General features: G+C 64.7%; 16 protein-coding genes. 6 read left to right on the top strand and 10 right to left on the bottom strand.

The features are described 5' to 3' along the window. Window positions 1-26: 26 nt before the first annotated feature. From RBB42_RS19510 to RBB42_RS19475, 8 genes are all read right to left on the bottom strand, one after another. A complete protein-coding gene (locus tag RBB42_RS19510; RefSeq protein ID WP_305971259.1) occupies window positions 27-1643 on the bottom strand; it encodes an ABC transporter ATP-binding protein in 1617 nt (538 codons plus the stop codon). Between the two features lie 580 nt (window positions 1644-2223). Further along, window positions 2224-3228 (bottom strand): BMP family lipoprotein, encoded by a 1005-nt coding sequence (locus tag RBB42_RS19505; RefSeq protein WP_305971260.1) that lies wholly within the window; start codon window positions 3226-3228, stop codon window positions 2224-2226. Between the two features lie 125 nt (window positions 3229-3353). Then, window positions 3354-3767, bottom strand: a complete 414-nt coding sequence (locus RBB42_RS19500) for a GNAT family N-acetyltransferase (RefSeq protein WP_305971261.1) — start codon at window positions 3765-3767, stop codon at window positions 3354-3356. After that, a complete protein-coding gene (gene tsaB, locus RBB42_RS19495; protein ID WP_305971262.1) occupies window positions 3764-4405 on the bottom strand; it encodes a tRNA (adenosine(37)-N6)-threonylcarbamoyltransferase complex dimerization subunit type 1 TsaB in 642 nt (213 codons plus the stop codon). Before tsaB ends, RBB42_RS19500 begins: the two co-directional genes overlap by 4 nt. A gap of 117 nt (window positions 4406-4522) precedes the next feature. After that, window positions 4523-5086 carry a NifU family protein gene (locus RBB42_RS19490; protein ID WP_305971263.1) on the bottom strand — a complete coding sequence of 188 codons (564 nt, stop codon included), beginning with the start codon at window positions 5084-5086 and terminating at the stop codon, window positions 4523-4525. 94 nt (window positions 5087-5180) lie between these two features. After that, on the bottom strand, window positions 5181-5636 hold the full coding sequence (locus RBB42_RS19485; protein ID WP_069209279.1) for a universal stress protein: 456 nt from the start codon (window positions 5634-5636) through the stop codon (window positions 5181-5183). Window positions 5637-5691: 55 nt separating this feature from the next. Continuing rightward, window positions 5692-6351 (bottom strand): hypothetical protein, encoded by a 660-nt coding sequence (locus RBB42_RS19480; RefSeq protein WP_305971264.1) that lies wholly within the window; start codon window positions 6349-6351, stop codon window positions 5692-5694. A gap of 18 nt (window positions 6352-6369) precedes the next feature. Then, window positions 6370-7230 (bottom strand): branched-chain amino acid aminotransferase, encoded by an 861-nt coding sequence (locus RBB42_RS19475; RefSeq protein ID WP_305971265.1) that lies wholly within the window; start codon window positions 7228-7230, stop codon window positions 6370-6372. Window positions 7231-7526: 296 nt separating this feature from the next. On the opposite strand from RBB42_RS19475, the gene fdhF reads away from it, so the two are divergent. The 4 genes from fdhF to RBB42_RS19455 all read left to right on the top strand — a co-directional run bounded on the left by fdhF (window position 7527) and on the right by RBB42_RS19455 (window position 12862). Then, window positions 7527-10310 carry a formate dehydrogenase subunit alpha gene (fdhF, locus tag RBB42_RS19470; protein WP_305971266.1) on the top strand — a complete coding sequence of 928 codons (2784 nt, stop codon included), beginning with the start codon at window positions 7527-7529 and terminating at the stop codon, window positions 10308-10310. A gap of 56 nt (window positions 10311-10366) precedes the next feature. Further along, window positions 10367-11302: an HNH endonuclease gene (locus tag RBB42_RS19465; RefSeq protein WP_305971267.1), complete on the top strand. Its 936-nt coding sequence runs from the start codon at window positions 10367-10369 to the stop codon at window positions 11300-11302. Between the two features lie 101 nt (window positions 11303-11403). Beyond that, on the top strand, window positions 11404-12606 hold the full coding sequence (locus tag RBB42_RS19460) for a hydantoinase/carbamoylase family amidase (protein WP_305971268.1): 1203 nt from the start codon (window positions 11404-11406) through the stop codon (window positions 12604-12606). A 67-nt stretch (window positions 12607-12673) separates the two neighbouring features. Then, window positions 12674-12862 carry a hypothetical protein gene (locus RBB42_RS19455; protein ID WP_305971269.1) on the top strand — a complete coding sequence of 63 codons (189 nt, stop codon included), beginning with the start codon at window positions 12674-12676 and terminating at the stop codon, window positions 12860-12862. 45 nt (window positions 12863-12907) lie between these two features. Here RBB42_RS19455 and RBB42_RS19450 read toward each other — a convergent pair whose 3' ends face one another. Both RBB42_RS19450 and RBB42_RS19445 read right to left on the bottom strand, forming a co-directional pair. Beyond that, on the bottom strand, window positions 12908-13603 hold the full coding sequence (locus tag RBB42_RS19450) for a response regulator transcription factor (protein ID WP_069209274.1): 696 nt from the start codon (window positions 13601-13603) through the stop codon (window positions 12908-12910). A gap of 9 nt (window positions 13604-13612) precedes the next feature. Continuing rightward, on the bottom strand, window positions 13613-15520 hold the full coding sequence (locus RBB42_RS19445) for a hybrid sensor histidine kinase/response regulator (RefSeq protein WP_305971270.1): 1908 nt from the start codon (window positions 15518-15520) through the stop codon (window positions 13613-13615). Window positions 15521-15746: 226 nt separating this feature from the next. Between RBB42_RS19445 and RBB42_RS19440 the strand changes: the two genes are divergently transcribed. Both RBB42_RS19440 and RBB42_RS19435 read left to right on the top strand, forming a co-directional pair. Then, window positions 15747-17720, top strand: coding sequence for an AMP-binding protein (locus RBB42_RS19440; RefSeq protein ID WP_306043428.1), 1974 nt, complete (start codon window positions 15747-15749; stop codon window positions 17718-17720). Between the two features lie 190 nt (window positions 17721-17910). Then, window positions 17911-18666, top strand: coding sequence for an ABC transporter ATP-binding protein (locus RBB42_RS19435; RefSeq protein ID WP_305971305.1), 756 nt, complete (start codon window positions 17911-17913; stop codon window positions 18664-18666). Window positions 18667-18704: the final 38 nt, after the last annotated feature.

Genomic DNA, 18704 nt, shown 5'->3' with positions numbered 1-18704 from the left:
CCGGAAAAAACGGTTCCACGCGACGATCAGCTTTTGCCATGCCGGCTTGCCTCCCGCTTTTCCTGTGCTTCCAGTTGTTCGTCCACCACCTTGATCAAGGGCTTGTCCTTGTCGGGCATCTCGGTCACCCCGGCCATGAGAAGCCCCAGTTCGGTCTGGTTGGTCTCTGACGGCAGGCGTTCGCCCATGATCTGTCCGTCGAACATCACCGCGACCCGGTCCGAGAGCGACAGGATCTCGTCCAGCTCGACCGAGACCAGCAGGATCGCCTTGCCCTGGTCGCGCAGGGCGACGATCTGCTGGTGGATGAACTCGATGGCGCCGATGTCGACGCCCCGGGTTGGCTGCCCCACCAGCAGGATGTCGGGATTGCGCTCGATCTCACGCGCCAGGACGATCTTTTGCTGGTTGCCGCCGGAAAAGTTGCGGGCGGCGAGATTGGCATTCGGCGGGCGCACGTCGAAGCGTTCGATCTTGCCCTCGGCATCGCGCTTGATGGCGGCATTGTCCATCAACAGCGCGTTCTTCTGGTATTTCGGATCGTGGTGATACCCGAAGGCGACGTTTTCCCAGGCGGTGTAGGGCATGATAAGCCCTTCGTGCTGTCGGTCCTCGGGGACATGGCTGATGCCGCGCGCCCGCCGCGACTGGCCGTCCGAATAGCGCCCGGTGAGGTCGATCTCCTCTCCGTTGACGCGCACGGTGCCGGTGGCGGTCTTCATCCCGCCCAGAACCTGCAGCAGCTCTGACTGGCCATTGCCAGACACGCCCGCGATGCCCAGGATCTCTCCGGCCTGCACCTTGAGCGAGATGCCCTTGAGCCGGTCGACCCCGGCGCTATCGGTATGGCGCAGGTCTTCGACCTCCAGAACGGACTTTCCGGGCTTGGCGGGCGTCTTGTCGACCCGCAACAGCACCTTTCGGCCCACCATCAGCTCCGCCAGTTCCTCGGGCGAGGTCTCGGCGGTCTTGACGGTGGCGGTCATCTCGCCGCGTCGCATGACGCTGACGGTATCGGTGATCTCCATGATTTCGCGCAGCTTGTGCGTGATCAGGATGATTGTCTTGCCCTCACGCTTCAGCCCTTCGAGGATACGGAAGAGATGGTCGGCCTCTGCCGGGGTCAGCACGCCGGTGGGTTCGTCCAGGATCAGGATTTCCGCCTCGCGGTAGAGCGCCTTGAGGATTTCCACACGTTGCTGATGGCCGACGGAAAGATCCTGGATCATCGCGTCCGGATCGACGTTGAGTTCGTATTCCTCGGCCAAGTGCTTCAGAACCCCGCGCGCCTTGGCCAGCGAAGGTTTCAGAAGGCCGCCGTCCTCGGCCCCCAGGATGACGTTTTCGAGGACGGTGAAGTTCTTTACCAGCTTGAAGTGCTGGAAGACCATGCCGATGCCGGCTCCGATCGCGGCCTGGCTGTCGGGGATCTGGGTCTGGTTGCCGTTGATCCAGATCTCGCCCGCGTCGGCCTTGTAAAACCCGTAGAGGATTGACATCAGGGTCGATTTTCCCGCGCCGTTCTCGCCGATGATGCCGTGGATCGTGCCCGGCATCACTCGGATCGAGATGTCCTTGTTGGCCTGCACGGGGCCGAAGGACTTGGAGATGCCTTTCAGCTCGATGGCGGGGGTGTCGGTCATGTCTGGACGGCTTTCGTTGGCGAAGACTATCTTAAGGAGTGACGATCGTTGACCTGTTCTTTGTCTGAACAACACAGCTTCCTTCACCCACGGAGGGAAGCTTTTTGTATGGTTTGGCTGATTTGGCCTGCTCTTTGCTACAGGTGGGAAGGCTGATTGATTGGTAGCCTAGTTTAGTCATGCATTGAGAAACGACGTCGCTGCGTAGCTGCTTGTTGGCATCGTAGCTGTAAGTCTGGCCACCATGAACTTGGCCACCGTAGCTGTTGCACTGTGTACTGTAGCCAGTCGAGTAACAGTTTGTTTGAACTGGAGTTACAAATGTGGGTGTCGTACGAATCTGTTGATTTACAGGAACACTTTGCGCGGCACGAACCTTGCAATTCAGCAAGTCAGTTTCCAGTTTCGACGGCGAAGCTCCAGCCTTGTACCAAAGATTTGTTGATGTGCATCCAGCAGATACGGCTAGACAACAAAGAACCGCGAGATTGCGAGCAACCAATATTTTCCCTTTCGTAGTCAACATACCCACCGTTGTGAAACAGCAGGTATGCTCTGGATTTTCAACTTCTGCTAAAGATCAGAAGTCCAGCGCCGGGCAGCTGTCGTCCTCGGAGTAGTCGTGGACGGTGACTTCGCCCGCGATGATCTGCTCACGCGCTGCATCGACGGCGGCCTTCATCTCTTCCGAGACGAGGTCGGCGTTGTTGTCGTCCAATGCATAGCCGACACCGTTGCTCTCCAGGCCCAGGGCGATCACGCCGGTTTGCAGGTCGGCGCCCGCGGTCATCGCGTCAAAGACGGCCACATCGACGCGTTTCAGCATCGAGGTCAGGACCGAGCCGGGGTGCAGGTAGTTCTGGTTGCTGTCGACGCCGATCGACAGGATGCCCTCGTCTGCAGCGGTTTGCAGCACGCCCAGTCCGGTACCGCCTGCAGCGGCATAGATCACGTCCGCGCCCTGGCTGATCTGTGCCTTGGCCAGTTCGGAGCCCTTGACCGGGTCGTTCCATGCGGCGGGGGTGGTGCCTGTCATGTTGGCGATCACGGTCGCGTCGGGGTTCACCGCCAGCACACCCTGGGCATAGCCGCAGGCGAACTTGCGGATCAGCGGGATGTCCATGCCGCCGACAAAGCCGACCGTATCGGATTCGGAGGCCATCGCCGCCATCATGCCGACGAGGTAGCTGCCCTGGTGTTCTGCAAAGAGAATCGACAGGACGTTCGGATGCGCCTCGGGGTCGACGTAGCCGTCGATGGTCACGAACTTGGTGTCAGGATAGTCCGGCGCCACGGCAGCGATCTGCGAGGCGTAGGAGAAGCCGGTGGTCACGACCGGGTTGAAGCCGGCTTCGGCAAAGCGGCGCAGAGCCTGCTCACGCTGGGCTTCGGCCTGGATCTCGATGTCACGATAACTGCCGCCGGTTTCTTCTGCCCAGCGTTCCGCGCCGTTGTAGGCTGCCTCGTTGAAGGATTTGTCGAACTTGCCGCCGAGGTCGTAGATCAGCGCCGGATCGGCCAGCGCGGCGCCGGCGCTCAGCGCCAGTGCTGCGACGGTGCCGAGGGTCTTGGCAAAGAAGGTCATGAGAGGCTCCCTGGTGTGACGGGTGCAAAAGTCACCCGTTCCGTTTGTGATGGGCCAATCAAAGCCGCAGGGGGCGGGAGGGGTCAACCGGTTTTTGCCACGCCGCCACGGTGGCGCGGGTGACGTCAGGGCAGTGCGCGCGACATGACCACGGCGTCGTCCGGCGGGCCGTCCGGGCGCGGGTAATACCCCTGGCGCAGACCGGTTTCACCGTACCCGTGGCGGGCATAGAAGGCGCGCGCCGGCGCATTGGCGCTGGCGACCTCCAGGAAAATCCGCCGCGCGCCCCGTTCCACTGCCTGCGCGTGAAAGAGGCGCAGCGCGCGGCTGGCGGCGCCCCGGCGCTGGTGGTCGGGGTCGGCGGCAAGCGCCAGAATTTCGGCCTCGTCCACGATCACCGTGCCGAGGACAAATGCGTGCTCCGTGCTGGCCAGCAGGGCATGCGGACGGGCCAGTGTTTCGGCGAATTGCGCCGCTGTCCAGGGCTTCATGTGCCGGTAGGCACGCGCGGCCAAGGCCGCCAGTGCCTCGGGCGTCATTCCAGGATCACCGGGGGCGCATCGCGCGACGGTGCGGCATCGGCGGGCTTGAGGTAGAGCGGGGCAGGGCGCGCCGGCTTGTCCTGCCAGCGCGTGGCAGCGATATGCGCGATCGCCTCGGCAGGGGCATGGCGGGCGGGGACGGCCTTGGTGCCCAAATGCTCGGCCACCAGCGCGGCGGCGGGGCCAACGCAGGTCAGCCCGGATTGCGCCCAGGCGTCGGGCATCCCGGAGATGGCGATCAACTGTGCGGGGATCGGCGGCACAATGCGCTGAGACTGGACATAAGCCTGGTCGCGCGGGGCACTCAGGCAGGCGAGCACCGGGCCCGGGGTGTCCAGCGCCACGGCCTCCAGCAGGCTCACGCCCACCGCCGGGATGTTCAGCGACAGGGCCAAGCCGCGCGCGGCGGCCACCGAGAGTCGCACGCCGGTGAAATTGCCGGGGCCGATACCGACGCCGATGGCGCTCAGGTCCTGCCAGTTTGCGCCGCCCTGGGCCAGGACCTCCTCCAGCAGGGGCATCAGGCGCTCGGCCTGACCGCGCGCCATGTCCTCATGCGCGGCGGCGACAATGCCGCTGCCGTCCATCAGTGCCGCGCCGACATGCGCAGAAGACGTGTCGAAACCGAGAATCATGGGAGAGGTTATTGCCGCGTGGCGCAGGGGTTGCAAACCCGCCCTGACGAGAACCTGCAAAGCAAACACCGCGCCGAGGGGCGCGGTGAACACATATCACGATCCATTGTTCGCGGGTCAGACGGCGACGGGGCGCACCTCTGTCACCTCGGGGATGTAGTGGCGCAGCAGGTTCTCGATCCCCATCTTCAGCGTCAGCGTGGACGAGGGGCACCCGGCGCAGGCGCCCTGCATGTGCAGATAGACGACGCCGCGATCGAACCCGTGGAAGGTGATGTCGCCACCATCCTGCGCCACGGCCGGTCGCACGCGGCTGTCCAGCAGTTCCTTGATCTGGCCCACGACCTCGGCATCGGCTCCGTCGTGCTCGGCGTGGCCACCGGCCTGTGTGGCACCATCCGCCATAACCGGCTGGCCGGACTGGAAATGTTCCATGATCGCGCCCAGGATCGCGGGCTTGAGATGGTCCCAGTCGGTCGCGTCGTTCTTTGTCACGGTCACGAAGTCATTGCCGAAGAACACGCCCGCCACCCCGTCGACGGCGAATAGCCGCTGCGCCAGCGGCGAGGCGCTGGCGGCCTCGGCCGAGGGGAAGTCGGCCGTCCCCATCTCCAGCACCGTATGGCCGGGCAGGAACTTGAGCGTGGCGGGGTTCGGCGTCGATTCGGTCTGAATGAACATCTGGGATCACCCTTTTCTGGTTGCTCCCTATATGCGCCTCCATGCGCCGACCGTCAAGGATTGGAACCGTTCTAAAGTATGCGCCGCCCGGGAATCAGGTGATGGCTTCCAGCCGTTCCTTGGACAGATCCCCCGGCACGATCGTGACGGGAACCGGCAAGGCGCCAGAATTGCGGGTCATGTGGCTAACCAGCGGGCCGGGGCCCTTCTTGTCCGCGGCGGCCCCCAGGACCAGCAAGCCGATTTCCGGGTCGTCGTGGACCTGTGCGATGATTTCGGTCGTCGGGTCGCCTTCGCGGATCACCAGTTCCGGATCGACGCCCTGCTTGTCGCGCATCCACTTGGCGAAGACCTCGAAGTGCGCGTGGATACGTTCGCGGGCCTCTTCGCGCATGATGTCCCCCACGCCGATCCAGTGATTGAACTCGTCCGGGGGGATGACGGACAGGATCGCGACGCCGCCTCCGGACTTGGCGGCACGCATGGCCGCGAAACGCATGGCGTTCAGGCACTCGCGGCTGTCATCGAGGACGACGAGGAATTTGCGCATAAGGTCTCTCCTGGAGGCGGATCGTGGCAGAGGGGCGGGCCCCTGTCCAGCGCGGTCAGGGTTGGGGATCAGGGGACAACAGGTCCGGTGCGATTGCGTCGATCAGATCGAAACCGGCCGTGTCGAGGTGAAAGAGGGCGAGTTGCGGGAAGTTGTCGAGCGCATATAGCCCGCTGTCGCTGGGCATTCGGGTCATCAACTCTTGCAGGACCTTCGTCAGGACGTCCCGGTCGACCTGGCCTGTCCCGATGCTGGGTGCAAGGGTCATGGCGGTCTCTTCGAACCGCAGGTGCAGGCCGTCCGAGACGGTGACCTGGCAAGGCACTTCTGCCACGCGTGACAGATCGCCGATGGCCTCGGCATAGTCTTGCAGGCTGTCAAAGCCATCGGTTTGCAGCAGGCAGGCACGGGGACAGAAAGGGGGATGCGGGGGGCGGTCGACCCGGATCGCGTAGGTCAGCAGAAGCAGCCGCCAAGGGTCGCCGCTATAGGTCTCTTCGGGGCCGAAGTCGATGATGTCGGCGCGGGTCACGCCCGGCGACAGGTGCAGTCCAGCGCGGGCCAGAACGGCCATCTGTTCATCCAGCGACGGGCCTTCGGGCGGCGCAGATCCCGGGAGGCGCCGTGCCGTGGGGCGGTTGGCACGCTGGACCGCCACGATGGCAGCCACGAACAGCCCCAGCACCACAAGGATGACGACGAGTTTCAGTCCCATCCGCGCACGTCCGCCCGATCAGGCACTGAGTGCCCAGTCCCAGTAAAGCTCGCGCACCCGCCGCGTGACCGGGCCGATTTGATAGGACTTGTCTTCGAAGCCGGTCACCGGGGTCACCTTGTTCATGTTGCCGGACATGAAGACCTCGTCCGCCTGTTCGAAGTCCTCGAAGGTCAGCACGGCTTCCTGCACCTCGATCCCGTCGGCGCGCAGGTTGGCCATGTGGCGGGCGCGGGTGATGCCGGACAGGAAGGTGCCGTTGGGGATTGGTGTCAGCACGACGCCGTCCCGGACCATGAAGATGTTGGCCGTGGCGGTTTCGGCCACGTTCCCCATGACGTCCGTCACCAGCGCATTGGCGAACCCGCGGCCGCGGACCTCTGCCAGCATCCGGGCGTTGTTGGGGTAAAGACAGCCGGCCTTGGCATTCACGACCGAGCTTTCCATCACCGGGCGGCGAAAGCGCGTGCGCCCCAGCGTGGCGGTGGCGCTGTCGGGCGCCATTGGAATTTCCTCGAGGCACAGCGCAAAGCCGGTCTCGTCCGGCTGCGGGACGATGGCGGTCGCGTCTCCATGGATGCCCCAGTACATGGGCCGGATGTAGACCGCGCTGTTCTGCGCATAGGCCTTCAACCCTTCTTCGACGATGGCCACCATGTCCTCGGTCGTGACTGTCGGGCGCAGCATCATCGCCTCTGCCGAGCGGTTGACCCGGGCGCAATGGGCGTCAAGGTCGGGCGTGACGCCCTGTGCAAAGCGCGCGCCGTCGAAGACGGACGACCCCAGCCAGGCGCCGTGGTCCGCGGCGCGCATGACCATCGCGTCGCCGTCGTGCCAGGTGCCATTGAAATAGGTGCGGATATTCGTGCCGGTCGCCATGTCAGTCTCCTTCGAGTTGGCGAGAAGCTAGGCGGGGCGGCGAGGAAGGTCCAGAGGCGTCGGGCCGCACCGCCGGATGGCGCAGGATGTCCGCGCCGGGCGAAAATGGCCAACAGGCAGGGGATTGCGGTCCGAATGCTGCGCTGGCGTCGAAACCCGCAACCACGGCGCCGCAGGATCACGCCCCGTCGCCCATCGGAAACGCACGAGGCGCAAAAATGCCTTCGAAGGTCGGGATTGATAGGCGCGTGTCCAAGGTGACATGCTTAAGGTGCCCCAAACGACGGGAGACGCGCATGTCCGAGACGATCCGATTCACGCTCGACGGCCAGGAGGTCGAGGCGGAAAAAGGCATGACGATCTGGGAAGTGGCCAATGGCCGCGGCCTCAAGATCCCGCACCTCTGCCACAAGCCGGCGCCGGGCTATCGCCCCGATGGCAACTGCCGCGCCTGCATGGTCGAAATCGAGGGCGAGCGCACGCTGGCCGCCTCTTGTATCCGCGAACCGCAGGACGGCATGGTGGTGCAGACCGCCACCGCCCGGGCGGAAAACGCCCGCAAGATGGTCATGGAACTGCTGTTGGCCGACCAGCCAGAGCAGGCGGCGGCCCATGACAAGTCCAGCCACCTCTGGGACATGGCGGCCGAAAGCGGCGTGTCCGAGTCGCGCTTCCCGACGCTCGAGGCCGAGCGCATCCCGCTGCTGGACGACAGCCACGTCGCGATGAAGGTCAACCTGGATGCCTGCATCCAGTGCGGACTGTGCGTGCGCGCCTGCCGCGAGGTCCAGGTCAACGACGTGATCGGCATGGCCGGCCGCGGCCACGATGCCTACCCGGTCTTCGACCTGGATGACCCGATGGGCGACTCCTCTTGCGTGGCCTGCGGCGAATGCGTGCAGGCCTGCCCGACCGGCGCGCTGATGCCGTCGAGCGTCATGGACGAGAACCAGCAGGGTGACAGCAAGGACTTCGACGAAGAGGTCAAGTCGGTCTGCCCGTTTTGCGGCGTGGGCTGCCAGGTCTCGGTCAAGGTCAAGGATGGCAAGGTCAAATACGTCGAGGGCATCAACGGCCCCGCGAACGAAGGCCGCCTTTGCGTCAAAGGCCGGTTCGGGTTTGACTATATCCACCACCCGCACCGCCTGACGAAACCGCTGATCCGCCGCGACGACGCGCCGGAGAAGGGGCTGAACGTCGATCCGAACAACCCCTGGACCCATTTCCGCGAAGCGACCTGGGAAGAGGCGCTGGACAAGGCCGCGCATGGCCTGGCGGACCTGCGCAGCTACTACGGCGGCAAGTCGGTCGCCGGTTTCGGCAGCGCCAAATGCACCAACGAAGAGGCCTATCTCTTCCAGAAGTTCATCCGGCAGGGCTTTGGTCACAACAACGTCGACCATTGCACCCGCTTGTGTCACGCGTCCTCGGTGGCCGCGTTGATGGAAAACGTGGGGTCGGGCGCCGTGACGGCGACCTTCAACGAGATCGAGAACGCCGACGTGGCCATCGTGATCGGTGCCAACCCGACCGAGAACCACCCGGTTGCCGCAACCTATTTCAAGCAGTTCACCAAGCGGGGCGGCAAGCTGATCATCATGGATCCGCGCGGCACCGCGATGGCGCGGCACGCCGATCACATGTTGCAGTTCCGCCCCGGGACGGACGTGGCCTTGCTCAACGCGATCATGAACGTGATCGTCGAGGAAAAGCTCTACGACCGGCAGTACATCGAGGGCTTCACCGAAGGGTTCTTTGAATTCCGTGAGCACATCCGCGCCTTCACGCCAGAGCGCATGTCCGAGCTTTGCGGCATCGATCCGGAAACGATCCGTACCGTGGCGCGCACCTATGCGGATGCGCGGGCGGCGATGATCTTCTGGGGCATGGGCGTGTCGCAGCACATCCATGGCACCGACAATGCGCGCTGCCTGATCTCGCTGGCGCTGCTCTGCGGTCAGGTGGGGCGGCCGGGGTCGGGCCTGCACCCGCTGCGGGGCCAGAACAACGTCCAGGGCGCCTCCGACGCGGGGCTGATCCCGCAGGTCCTGCCGGATTACCAGTCGGTGACCGACCCCGAGGTCCGCGCGCTGTTCAAGCACATCTGGCGGGGAACCGAGATCCAGGAAACGCCCGGCCTGACGGTCGTCGAGATCATGGATCGCGTCTATCGTGGCGAGATCAAGGGCATGTATATCCTGGGCGAAAACCCGGCGATGTCCGATCCGGACGTGGAACACGCCCGCAAGGCGCTGGGCCAGCTGGATCACTTGGTGGTGCAGGACATCTTCCTGACCGAAACCGCGAATTTCGCCGACGTGATCCTGCCCGCGTCGGCGCTGCCCGAGAAGTCCGGCACGGTGACCAACACCAACCGCCAGGTCCAGGTGGCGCGCAAGGCGGTGAACCCGCCCGGCGAGGCGCGCGAGGACTGGGAAATCCTGGTCGAACTGGCGCGGCGCGTCGGGCTGGACTGGGATTATGACGATCCGAAATCCGTCTTCGACGAGATGAAGATGTCGATGCGGTCGCTGCACCACATCACATGGAAGCGGCTCGAGGCGGAATCGGCCGTGACCTACCCCTGCACCGGCCCCGACGACCCGGGGCAGGCGGTGGTCTTTGGCGACGGTTTCCCACGCCGCGCGGGCCGGGCCATGTTCGCCCCCGCCCGGGTGACACCGCCGGCCGAAGTGCCCGACGACAGCTTTCCGATGATCCTGACCACGGGACGGCAGCTGGAACATTGGCACACCGGCTCGATGACCCGCCGGGCCAGCGTCCTGGACGCGGTCGAGCCCGAGGCGAACTGCTCCTTGCACCCGTCGACCCTGCGCAAGCTGGGGGTCGAGCCGGGCGGCTTCGTGCGGCTGACCACGCGGCGCGGCTCGGTCGAGGTCATGGCCCGGTCGGACCGCAACGTGGCGCCGGACATGGTTTTCCTGCCCTTCGCCTTTGTCGAGGCGGCGGCCAATATCCTGACCAACCCGGCCCTGGATCCCTTCGGCAAGATCCCCGAGTTCAAGTACTCGGCGGTGCGGGTCGAGGCCGTGGGAGCCGAGGGGGTGGCGGCGGAGTGACGAAATGAACGATGCCTGGCTTGCGTTTTCCGCGCATGCCAGGCTTTCTGCCCCACATGGGCAAGGCTGTTTTTTCGCACAGGGCGGATTCGATCTACGATGACGCGCCGGATGTGCGTTACGAGTTTCCAAAGGCGTACCTGAAGGCCGTGAGAGAGGCCGTTGGCGACTGGATTGTTTACTATGAGCCGGTTAAAGCAGGGCCTCGCGGTTACTTTGCTGTCGCGCAAGTGCACGAGGTGATCGAAAGCCCGAGTGGCAACGGTATGTGGTGGGCGATGATCTCGCCCGGTTCTTATCTTGAGTTCGACAGTTTCGTGCCTCGGCTTTTGCATGGCAGCCCGCTGGAAGCGGCCCTACGCGAGCCGGACGGTTCGCCGAAAAAAGGCGGGGCTCAGCAACTCGCGGTTCGTCGCTTGCCGGATGCAGATTTTGCGCGGATCGTGAATATGGGACTTCCGCAGGACTTGGAGGCTATCGAGGCCAGCCGCTATGATCGGAAACCAGAGGCCGCCGATCCTGCTGCTCTCTTCGAAAGGCCAGTGCATGAGCGCCTGACACGGCGCGCCTATCGTGACGTGGCTTTTCGGCGGAAGGTGCGGGCCGCTTATGACGAACGGTGCGCCATCTCAGGGCTGGGATTGCGAAACGGGGGCGGGCGGCCCGAAGTGCAGGCGGCTCATATCCGTCCGGTCGAGGAGAACGGCAGTGACTCGGTTCGCAATGGTCTTGCGCTCTCTGCAACGCTGCACTGGATGTTCGATCGGGGTTTGATTGCTCTGGTTATTCCTGATCCGGCAGCACCCGGGGATGTCAGGGTCCTCGTGTCTGACAACAAGGTGCCGCGGGATGTGGCGGATCGATTGATACGGCCCGAAAGGCAATTGACCTTGCCCAAGGATCGGCGTGACTGGCCGCATCCTGCAAATATCCAGTGGCAACGGGAAAACCGTTTCGGCATGGGGGATCCCTCCGATCTGTTTTCCGGGTGAACGGACCTTGTGGGTGGGTGTCCTACAGCTTGACCGGCCATTTGCAGAGCCGAGAGCCCGCGGGTTAGGGTCGCGGCGAACTGGAACCTGGAGGGGCGGAAATGGTCGCGGTCGATGAAAAGCGTTTTCTGGAGGATCTTCACACCCTGCGCTCCTTCGGGGCGGCGGGTGTCGGCAAGGGGGTGCGGCGGCCCGCCTATACAGAGGCGGACATTGCCGCGCGGGACTGGCTGGCGGACCGGATGCGCGACGCGGGGCTGCAGCCGCACTTCGACCCCATGGGCTCGCTCTTCGGCCTTGTCGAGGGGCGGTCCCTGCTGATCGGGTCGCATTCCGACAGCCAGCCCGAGGGCGGCTGGCTGGACGGCGCGCTGGGAGTCATTGCCGGTCTCGAGGTGGCGCGCGCTGCGAAAGAGGCCGGAGGGCCGCCGATTTCCTGCGTCTCCTTCCAGGACGAGGAAGGGCGGTTCGGTGTCACCACCGGCAGCGCGGCCTGGTCGGGGGCCCTGGCGCGCGAAAAGGTGGACGGGTTGGTCGACCCCCAGGGCGTGACCTTGCCAGAGGCGCGGGCCGCGATGGGGGACCGGCTGGGGGACTGGATCGACCCGGGCCGTTTCACGGGTTTCCTGGAGATGCACATCGAGCAGGGCCCGGTGCTGGACACAAGCGGCGAGGCCGCGGGTGTGGTCGAGGCCATCGTCGGTATCCGCGACATGGTGATCAGCTTCGAGGGACAGCAGAACCACGCGGGCACCACGCCGATGGCCCTGCGCAAGGACGCTTTTCAGGCGCTGGGCGCTTTCAATAGCCTTCTGAACGACCGGCTGCGGAACGTGGTGACCCCGGCGACGGTCTGGACCATCGGACATGTCAGCGTGCACCCAAACGCGCATTCCATCGTGCCGGGACGGGTTAAATTCTCGATGCAATGGCGGGATGGAGATCCGGACCGGCTGGACCGGATGGAGGCGATCGTGCGCGAGACGGCGCAGGAGATCGCGGACGACAGGGGGCTGACGCTGGAGTTCGGTCCGATGCTGGGCGTGGCGCCGGTGTCTATGGATGCGGACTTTCGCGCGGCGCTGCGCGAGGCGGCGGAAGAGACCGTGCCGGGCCGTTGGCGCGAGATGCCGTCGGGGGCGCTGCACGATGCTTCGAACATGTCGCTCATGATGCCAGCGGCGATGCTCTTCGTGCCCTCGATCGGGGGCATCAGCCATGACTTTGCCGAGGACACGGACGAGGACGACCTGGTGCGCGGCCTGCAGGTGCTGGCGGGGGCGACGGCACGGATCGCGGGGTAAGACGCGGGAATTCCGGAGTTTCGCGACGCCCCTGCCTGCTCTAGGCTGATCCGCAGGAGGTGCGGTCATGGACCCAGTGTCGATTGGATTTTATGCCTCGGTCTGCGGATTGTTGGGCCTAGCGGGACCGAAACTGGGCGCGGCGCCGATCCGGCTGGGCGTCGGGGCGATCGTCGGTGTGATCGCGGTCAGCGTGCTGCCGCATGTGAAAACCCTGTTGGGGGTGGCAGAAGCTTATACGACGATACAGCCCTGAGGCGCGTCGGAAAGAGGCCCCGGGTCAGGTCCGGGGCGGGGTCGTTCAGCTCCAGCTGACGTCTCCCAGAAAGATATAGCCCGCGCCGTAGATGGTCTTGATCAGGCGGGGGTTCTTGGGGTCTTCGCGAAGCTTGGTGCGCAGGCGCGAGATACGCACATCCATCGCCCGGTCAAAACTTTCGCCCGCCGCGCCGCCGAGGGATTCCTGCATATGGGCACGGGTGATCAGGCGCTTGGGGCTTTCCAGGAACAGCCGCAGTACCTCGCCCTCGGCATGGCTGAAGGTGGTTTCCTCGCCGGTCTCGTCCTCGAGCGCGTAGCGGTCGAAATGCGCGGTCCAGCCGTTGAACCGTGCGGTGTCCGAGGGGGCGGACCGGGTGCGGGTGCGCAGGCGGGCACGGATGCGGGCCACGACCTCGGCCGGATCGAAGGGTTTGATGATGTAGTCATCCGCCCCCAGTTCCAGCCCTGTCACCCGGTCCTGCACCTGTGCGCGACCGGAAATGATGATGACCGTTGCCCCCTGTTCCAGCGCCAGCCGGTGCACCAGGGTCAGCCCGTCGCGGTCCGGCAGGCCCAGGTCGACGAGGCAGACATCGGGCGTGGTGCGGCGCAGGGCGGCTTCGAATTCCGTCGCGCGGCCAAAGGACATGGTGCGGAACCCTGCCTCTGCCAGCGCGTCGGACAGCATCTGGCGGATGGCCGGTTCGTCGTCGAGAATGGTGACAAGGGCGCTCATGGAGGCGGGTTAGCCCATCTGCGCGGGCGCCGGAAGAGGCACCAGCCCGAGGAAGCCGGCAAGGTCGGCGGCGGAGAAGGGTTTGGGCAGGACGGGGCCAAGCCTATGCGCGCGACGGTGCAGGGTGTGATCCGGCGGCAAGGAGGTCATGAAGCGGACGGGCAAATGCGGCAGGCGCTGCGCCAGGTCGAGGCCCGGACGGTCACCTTCCAGCGAGATATCCGACAGGACCAGCGCGATATCGGGCAGGCCTTCGGCCAGGGTGCAGGCCTCGTCCACCGAGGCGGCCTCGACCACCGAAAACCCCAACCCGGTCAGCATCTCGCGGATGGCCTCGCGCAGGTCGGGGCTGTCTTCGGCCAGAAGGACAAGGCCGGTGTCCGGCACGGGCGCCTGTGCCGCCCGGCGCAGCGGCAGACGCAGCGAGACGCGCGCGCCATGCCCGGTGTTGGCCAGCCGCACCGAGCCGCCCGCAAGTTTTGTCATGTCATAGACCATCGCAAGGCCCAACCCCGACCCTTCGCCGCCCTTGGTGGTGAAGAAAGGTTCAAGCCCGTGGCGCAGCGCGGTGTCGGAAAAGCCCGGCCCGCTGTCCTCGACCGACAGTTCCAGCCAGGTGTCCTGGACCTCTTGCGCCATCAGGGTGATGACCCCAGCCTCGCCGCAGGCATCGCGGGCATTCAGTACCAGGTTCAGCAGCGCATCCTGCAAGAGGCCGGGATCGGCCATGTAGGCGCCGCTGGTGTCGTCCCGCGTCCGCAATTCCATCCCTTCGGGCAGCGAAGGCGTGGCGAGCGTGCACAATTCGCCAAGAAAATCGGGCAGGGACAGCGGGCGGGGCTGCCATCCCCGCTGACTGGTCATGTCGGCGATCCGGTCCAGCAGCCGCCCGCCACGCCGCGCCGCCGAAAGCGTGGCAGAAATCAGCGGTTCCGCCTCCGGTCCAACCGCCATCCGTGCCAGCCGTGATTGCATGCCCAGGATGATGGTCAAAAGGTTCGAGAAATCATGCGCAAGACCCGAGGTCAGCTGTGCCGCGATCTCCCGGCGCCGGGTCTGTTGCAGGGCGGCGCGGGCCTGGGTTTCCTCGGTCACGTCCTGCGACAGGATGTAGACGCCCGGTTCCAGCGGATCGGGGGTGAAAACGCCCCGGATCCGGCGTGAGGACATCTCGTCGTGGAACTCGAAGGTGCTTTGCCGTCCGTCCTGCGCGGCCTCCAGATGCGGGCGCACCTTGGAATAGGCCTGCGGCCCCAGCGTTTCCGAGATGTGCAGTCCGAGGATATTGGCCGGACGACCGGGCATCACATCGCCCAGCCGGTTGTTGGAAAAGGTATAGTGCCCGCCGGCATCGACCCGGGCGATGTGGGCGGGCATCATCTGGGTCGTCGTGCGGGTGCGGGCCTCGGTCTCGACCAGTTCGCGGCGCGCCTCTTCCAGTGCCTTGTTGGTGGCCGCGAGATTGCGGTTGGTGCGGGCCAGTTCCTCGGACCGTTTCAGGATCTCCTCGGACAGGAGTTCCGAGCGCGTGCGCAGCAACTGTTCCTGCGCCCTGGTCTGGGTGATGTCCGTGTAGACCGTGACCCAGCCGCCCTGCGGCAGCGGCGCCCCTTCGACGCTGATGGTGCGGCCGTTGGCGCGTGTGCGCTCCATGTAGTGCGGCTCGAACGCGCGGGCGGTCTCGACGCGGTCATGGATGAAGGTTTCCGGATCGTCGACGGGGCCGTATTCGCCGCGTTCGACAAGGTGGCGGATGGTGTCCTCGAACCGGGCGCCGGGCGTGGTGAGGGCATCTGGCAGATCGAACATCTGCGCAAAGGGCGCATTGCAGACCGCAAGCCGCAGGTCGCTGTCATAGATCGTCAGGGCCTGCTGGATGAGGTTCAGCCCGGCCTGCGTGAGCGCGAGGTTCTTCATGGCCCAAGCCTAGGGCGGTCGCGGCGGCGGCGCCAGAGGGCTGCGCAGCTGTCCGGGCCGTTCGCCGCCCTGTAGGAATTCGTTACATTTGGGAAATCTTGCGGAAAAAGTTGACCGCAAGCTTGGGACTTGCCCAAATGAAGGCCAGAATCGCGACCAACAGCGAGCGGCCCGGACAGCTGGGCATCACGAGGGATGTCGGGGGACCGGCATGGGAGGAAAAGACTTGGCACATTTGGCTGAGGGCGCGGAAGGTCTGCGCTCTGTCCCCGCACTGTTGCATCGCAATGCCACCGAGTTCGGCAATGCGCCCGCCTACCGTGAGAAGGAATACGGGATCTGGCAAAGCTGGACCTGGGCGGAGACGGAAAAGGAAATCGAGGCGCTGGCCCTGGGCCTGCTGAACCTGGGTGTCAACGAGGGCGATTACGTCGCCATCATCGGGCGCAACCGACCCACGTTGTACTGGTCGATGGTTGCGGCGCAAAGCGTCGGCGCGATCCCGGTGCCGTTGTACCAGGATGCGGTGGCCGAAGAGATGGAATACGTTCTGGGTCATTGCGGCGCGCGCTTTGCCATCGTCGCAGACCAGGAACAGGCCGACAAGGTGATCGAGGTGCAGGACGACCTGCACCAGTTCGAGCATCTGATCTATGTCGATCCGCGCGGCATGCGGAAGTACGACCATTCCCACCTGCATGAATTCAGCCACATCCAGGAGCAGGGGCGCGCGGCGCGAGAAGAATTCCTGCCCGAGTTGAAGCGGCGGCGGGAAAAACTGACCTACGACGACACCTGCGTGATGCTTTATACCTCGGGCACCACGGGAAAGCCCAAGGGCGTGGTCCTGTCCAACCGGAATATCATCGAGGCGGCCAAGTCCTCGTCCCAATTCGACCATTTGCGGCGCAGCGACAGCGTGCTGGCCTATCTGCCGATGGCCTGGGTGGGGGATTTCATCTTTTCCATCGGCCAGGCCTACTGGTGCGGTTTCTGCGTGAACTGCCCCGAGGCGCCGCAGACCATGTACGAGAACCTGCACGAAATCGGGCCGACTTATTTCTTTGCGCCGCCGCGCTATTTCGAGGAACGCATCACCGCGCTGACGATCCGGATGGAGGATGCGGGCCGTTTCAAGAAATGGCTGTTCGACACCTTCATGGCCCATGCGCGCAAGGTCGGGCCGAAGATCCTCGACGGCAAGCCGGTGGGGATGATGGACCGGCTGAAATACGCGCTGGGCCAGGTCCTGGTCTATGGTCCGGTGCGCAACCGCGCAGGCATGACAAAGGTGCGCGTTGCCTATACCGCGGGTGAGGCGATCGGGCCGGAAATCTTCGATTTCTGGCGCTCGCTGGGGATCAACCTCAAACAGCTCTACGGTCAGACAGAGGCCAGCGTTTTCATCACCGTGCAGCCCGATGGCGAAGTGCGGTCTGACACGGTTGGCGTGCCGGCGCCGGGGGTGGAAATCCGCATCGCCGAAAATGGCGAGGTCTTCTATCGGTCGCCCGGCGCCTTCGTGGAGTACTACAAGAACCCCGAAAGCACGCGCGACACCAAGGACCCCGAGGGCTGGGTGGCCACGGGCGATGCCGGTTTCATCGAGGAAGACACCGGGCACCTGCGCATCATCGACCGGGCCAAGGACGTGGGCCAGATGGCGGATGGATCGCTCTTCGCGCCGAAATACGTCGAGAACAAGCTGAAGTTCTTTCCCAATATCCTGGAGGCGGTGGTCTTCGGCGCGGGCAAGGATCGCTGCACGGCATTCATCAACATCGACCTGACGGCGGTGGGCAACTGGGCAGAGCGGAACAACATCGCCTATGCCTCGTACCAGGAACTGGCGGGGCATCCGCAGGTTCTGGAGACGGTGCAGAAACACGTCGAGGAAGTGAACGAGAGCGTCGCGCAGGACGACATGCTGTCGGGCTGCCAGGTGCACCGCTTTCTGATCCTGCACAAGGAGTTGGACGCTGACGACGGCGAGTTGACCCGGACCCGCAAGGTGCGCCGCAAGATCATCGGCGAGAAGTTCGATGACCTGGTGACCGCTTTGTACGACGGATCGGAGAGCGTCTACACCGAGACCGAGGTCACCTACGAGGACGGGCGCAAGGGCAAGATCAAGGCGACGCTGGAAATCCGCGACGCCAAGGTCTGGCCGGTCAAGCCCAAGGCCATGGCGGCGGAATGATGGTCGGACGCTCCCGCGCCTGCGGCGCGTATCGCCCCGCCCACCATCCCTTTGGGCGCCCTTGCCCGGGAGACGTGCCCGGTGCCGGCGTATTCCGGGGCATTTTCACCAAGAAAACACAAGGGGCAGTCGCGTGAAGGATACCGAAGGCTATGTCACCGCGGACGGGCGCCAGATCGGCGGCGTGCTGATGGAGATGAAGAACATCACGCTGAAATTCGGCGGGGTGACGGCGATTTCCGATATCTCCTTTGACGTGCACGAGGGCGAGATCCGGGCGATCATCGGGCCGAACGGGGCGGGCAAGTCCTCGATGCTCAACATCATCTCCGGCTTTTACACGCCGACCGTTGGCGAGGTCTGGTACAAGGGCGAAAAGCGCCCGCAGATGAAACCCTACGAGGTCGCCCGCATGGGTGTGGCGCGCACCTTTCAGAACATCGCACTGTTCGAGGGGATGACGGTGCTTGACAACGTGATGACCGGCCGACTGACGCATATGAAGGCCTCGATCGCAAGCCAGGCGCTGTGGTGGGGCCGGGCGCGCAACGAGGAGATGGAGAACCGCGAGATCGTCGAGAAGGTCATCGACTTTCTCGAGATTCAGGCGATCCGCAAGACGCCGGTGGGGCGGCTGCCCTACGGGTTGAAAAAGCGGGTCGAACTGGCCCGCGCGCTGGCCGCCGAGCCGTCGATCCTGCTGCTGGACGAACCGATGGCGGGCATGAACGTCGAAGAGAAAGAGGACATGAGCCGCTTTATCCTGGACGTGAACGACGAGTTCGGCACCACGATCTGCCTGATCGAACACGACATGGGCGTGGTCATGGACCTCAGCGACCGGGTTGTCGTGATGGATTACGGCAAGAAGATCGGCGACGGCACGCCCGACGAGGTGCGCAACAACCAGGACGTGATCGACGCCTACCTGGGGGTGCCGCATTGAGACCGTTTTCGAATCCCGTCCCGGGCTTGCCCCTGGAC

Origin of the sequence: Mameliella sp. MMSF_3455 (assembly GCF_030733205.1) — a bacterium.
GTDB lineage: Bacteria > Pseudomonadota > Alphaproteobacteria > Rhodobacterales > Rhodobacteraceae > Antarctobacter.
Note: the sequence above shows the minus strand (reverse complement) of the source record. Positions and strands in the feature narration are given on the sequence as shown.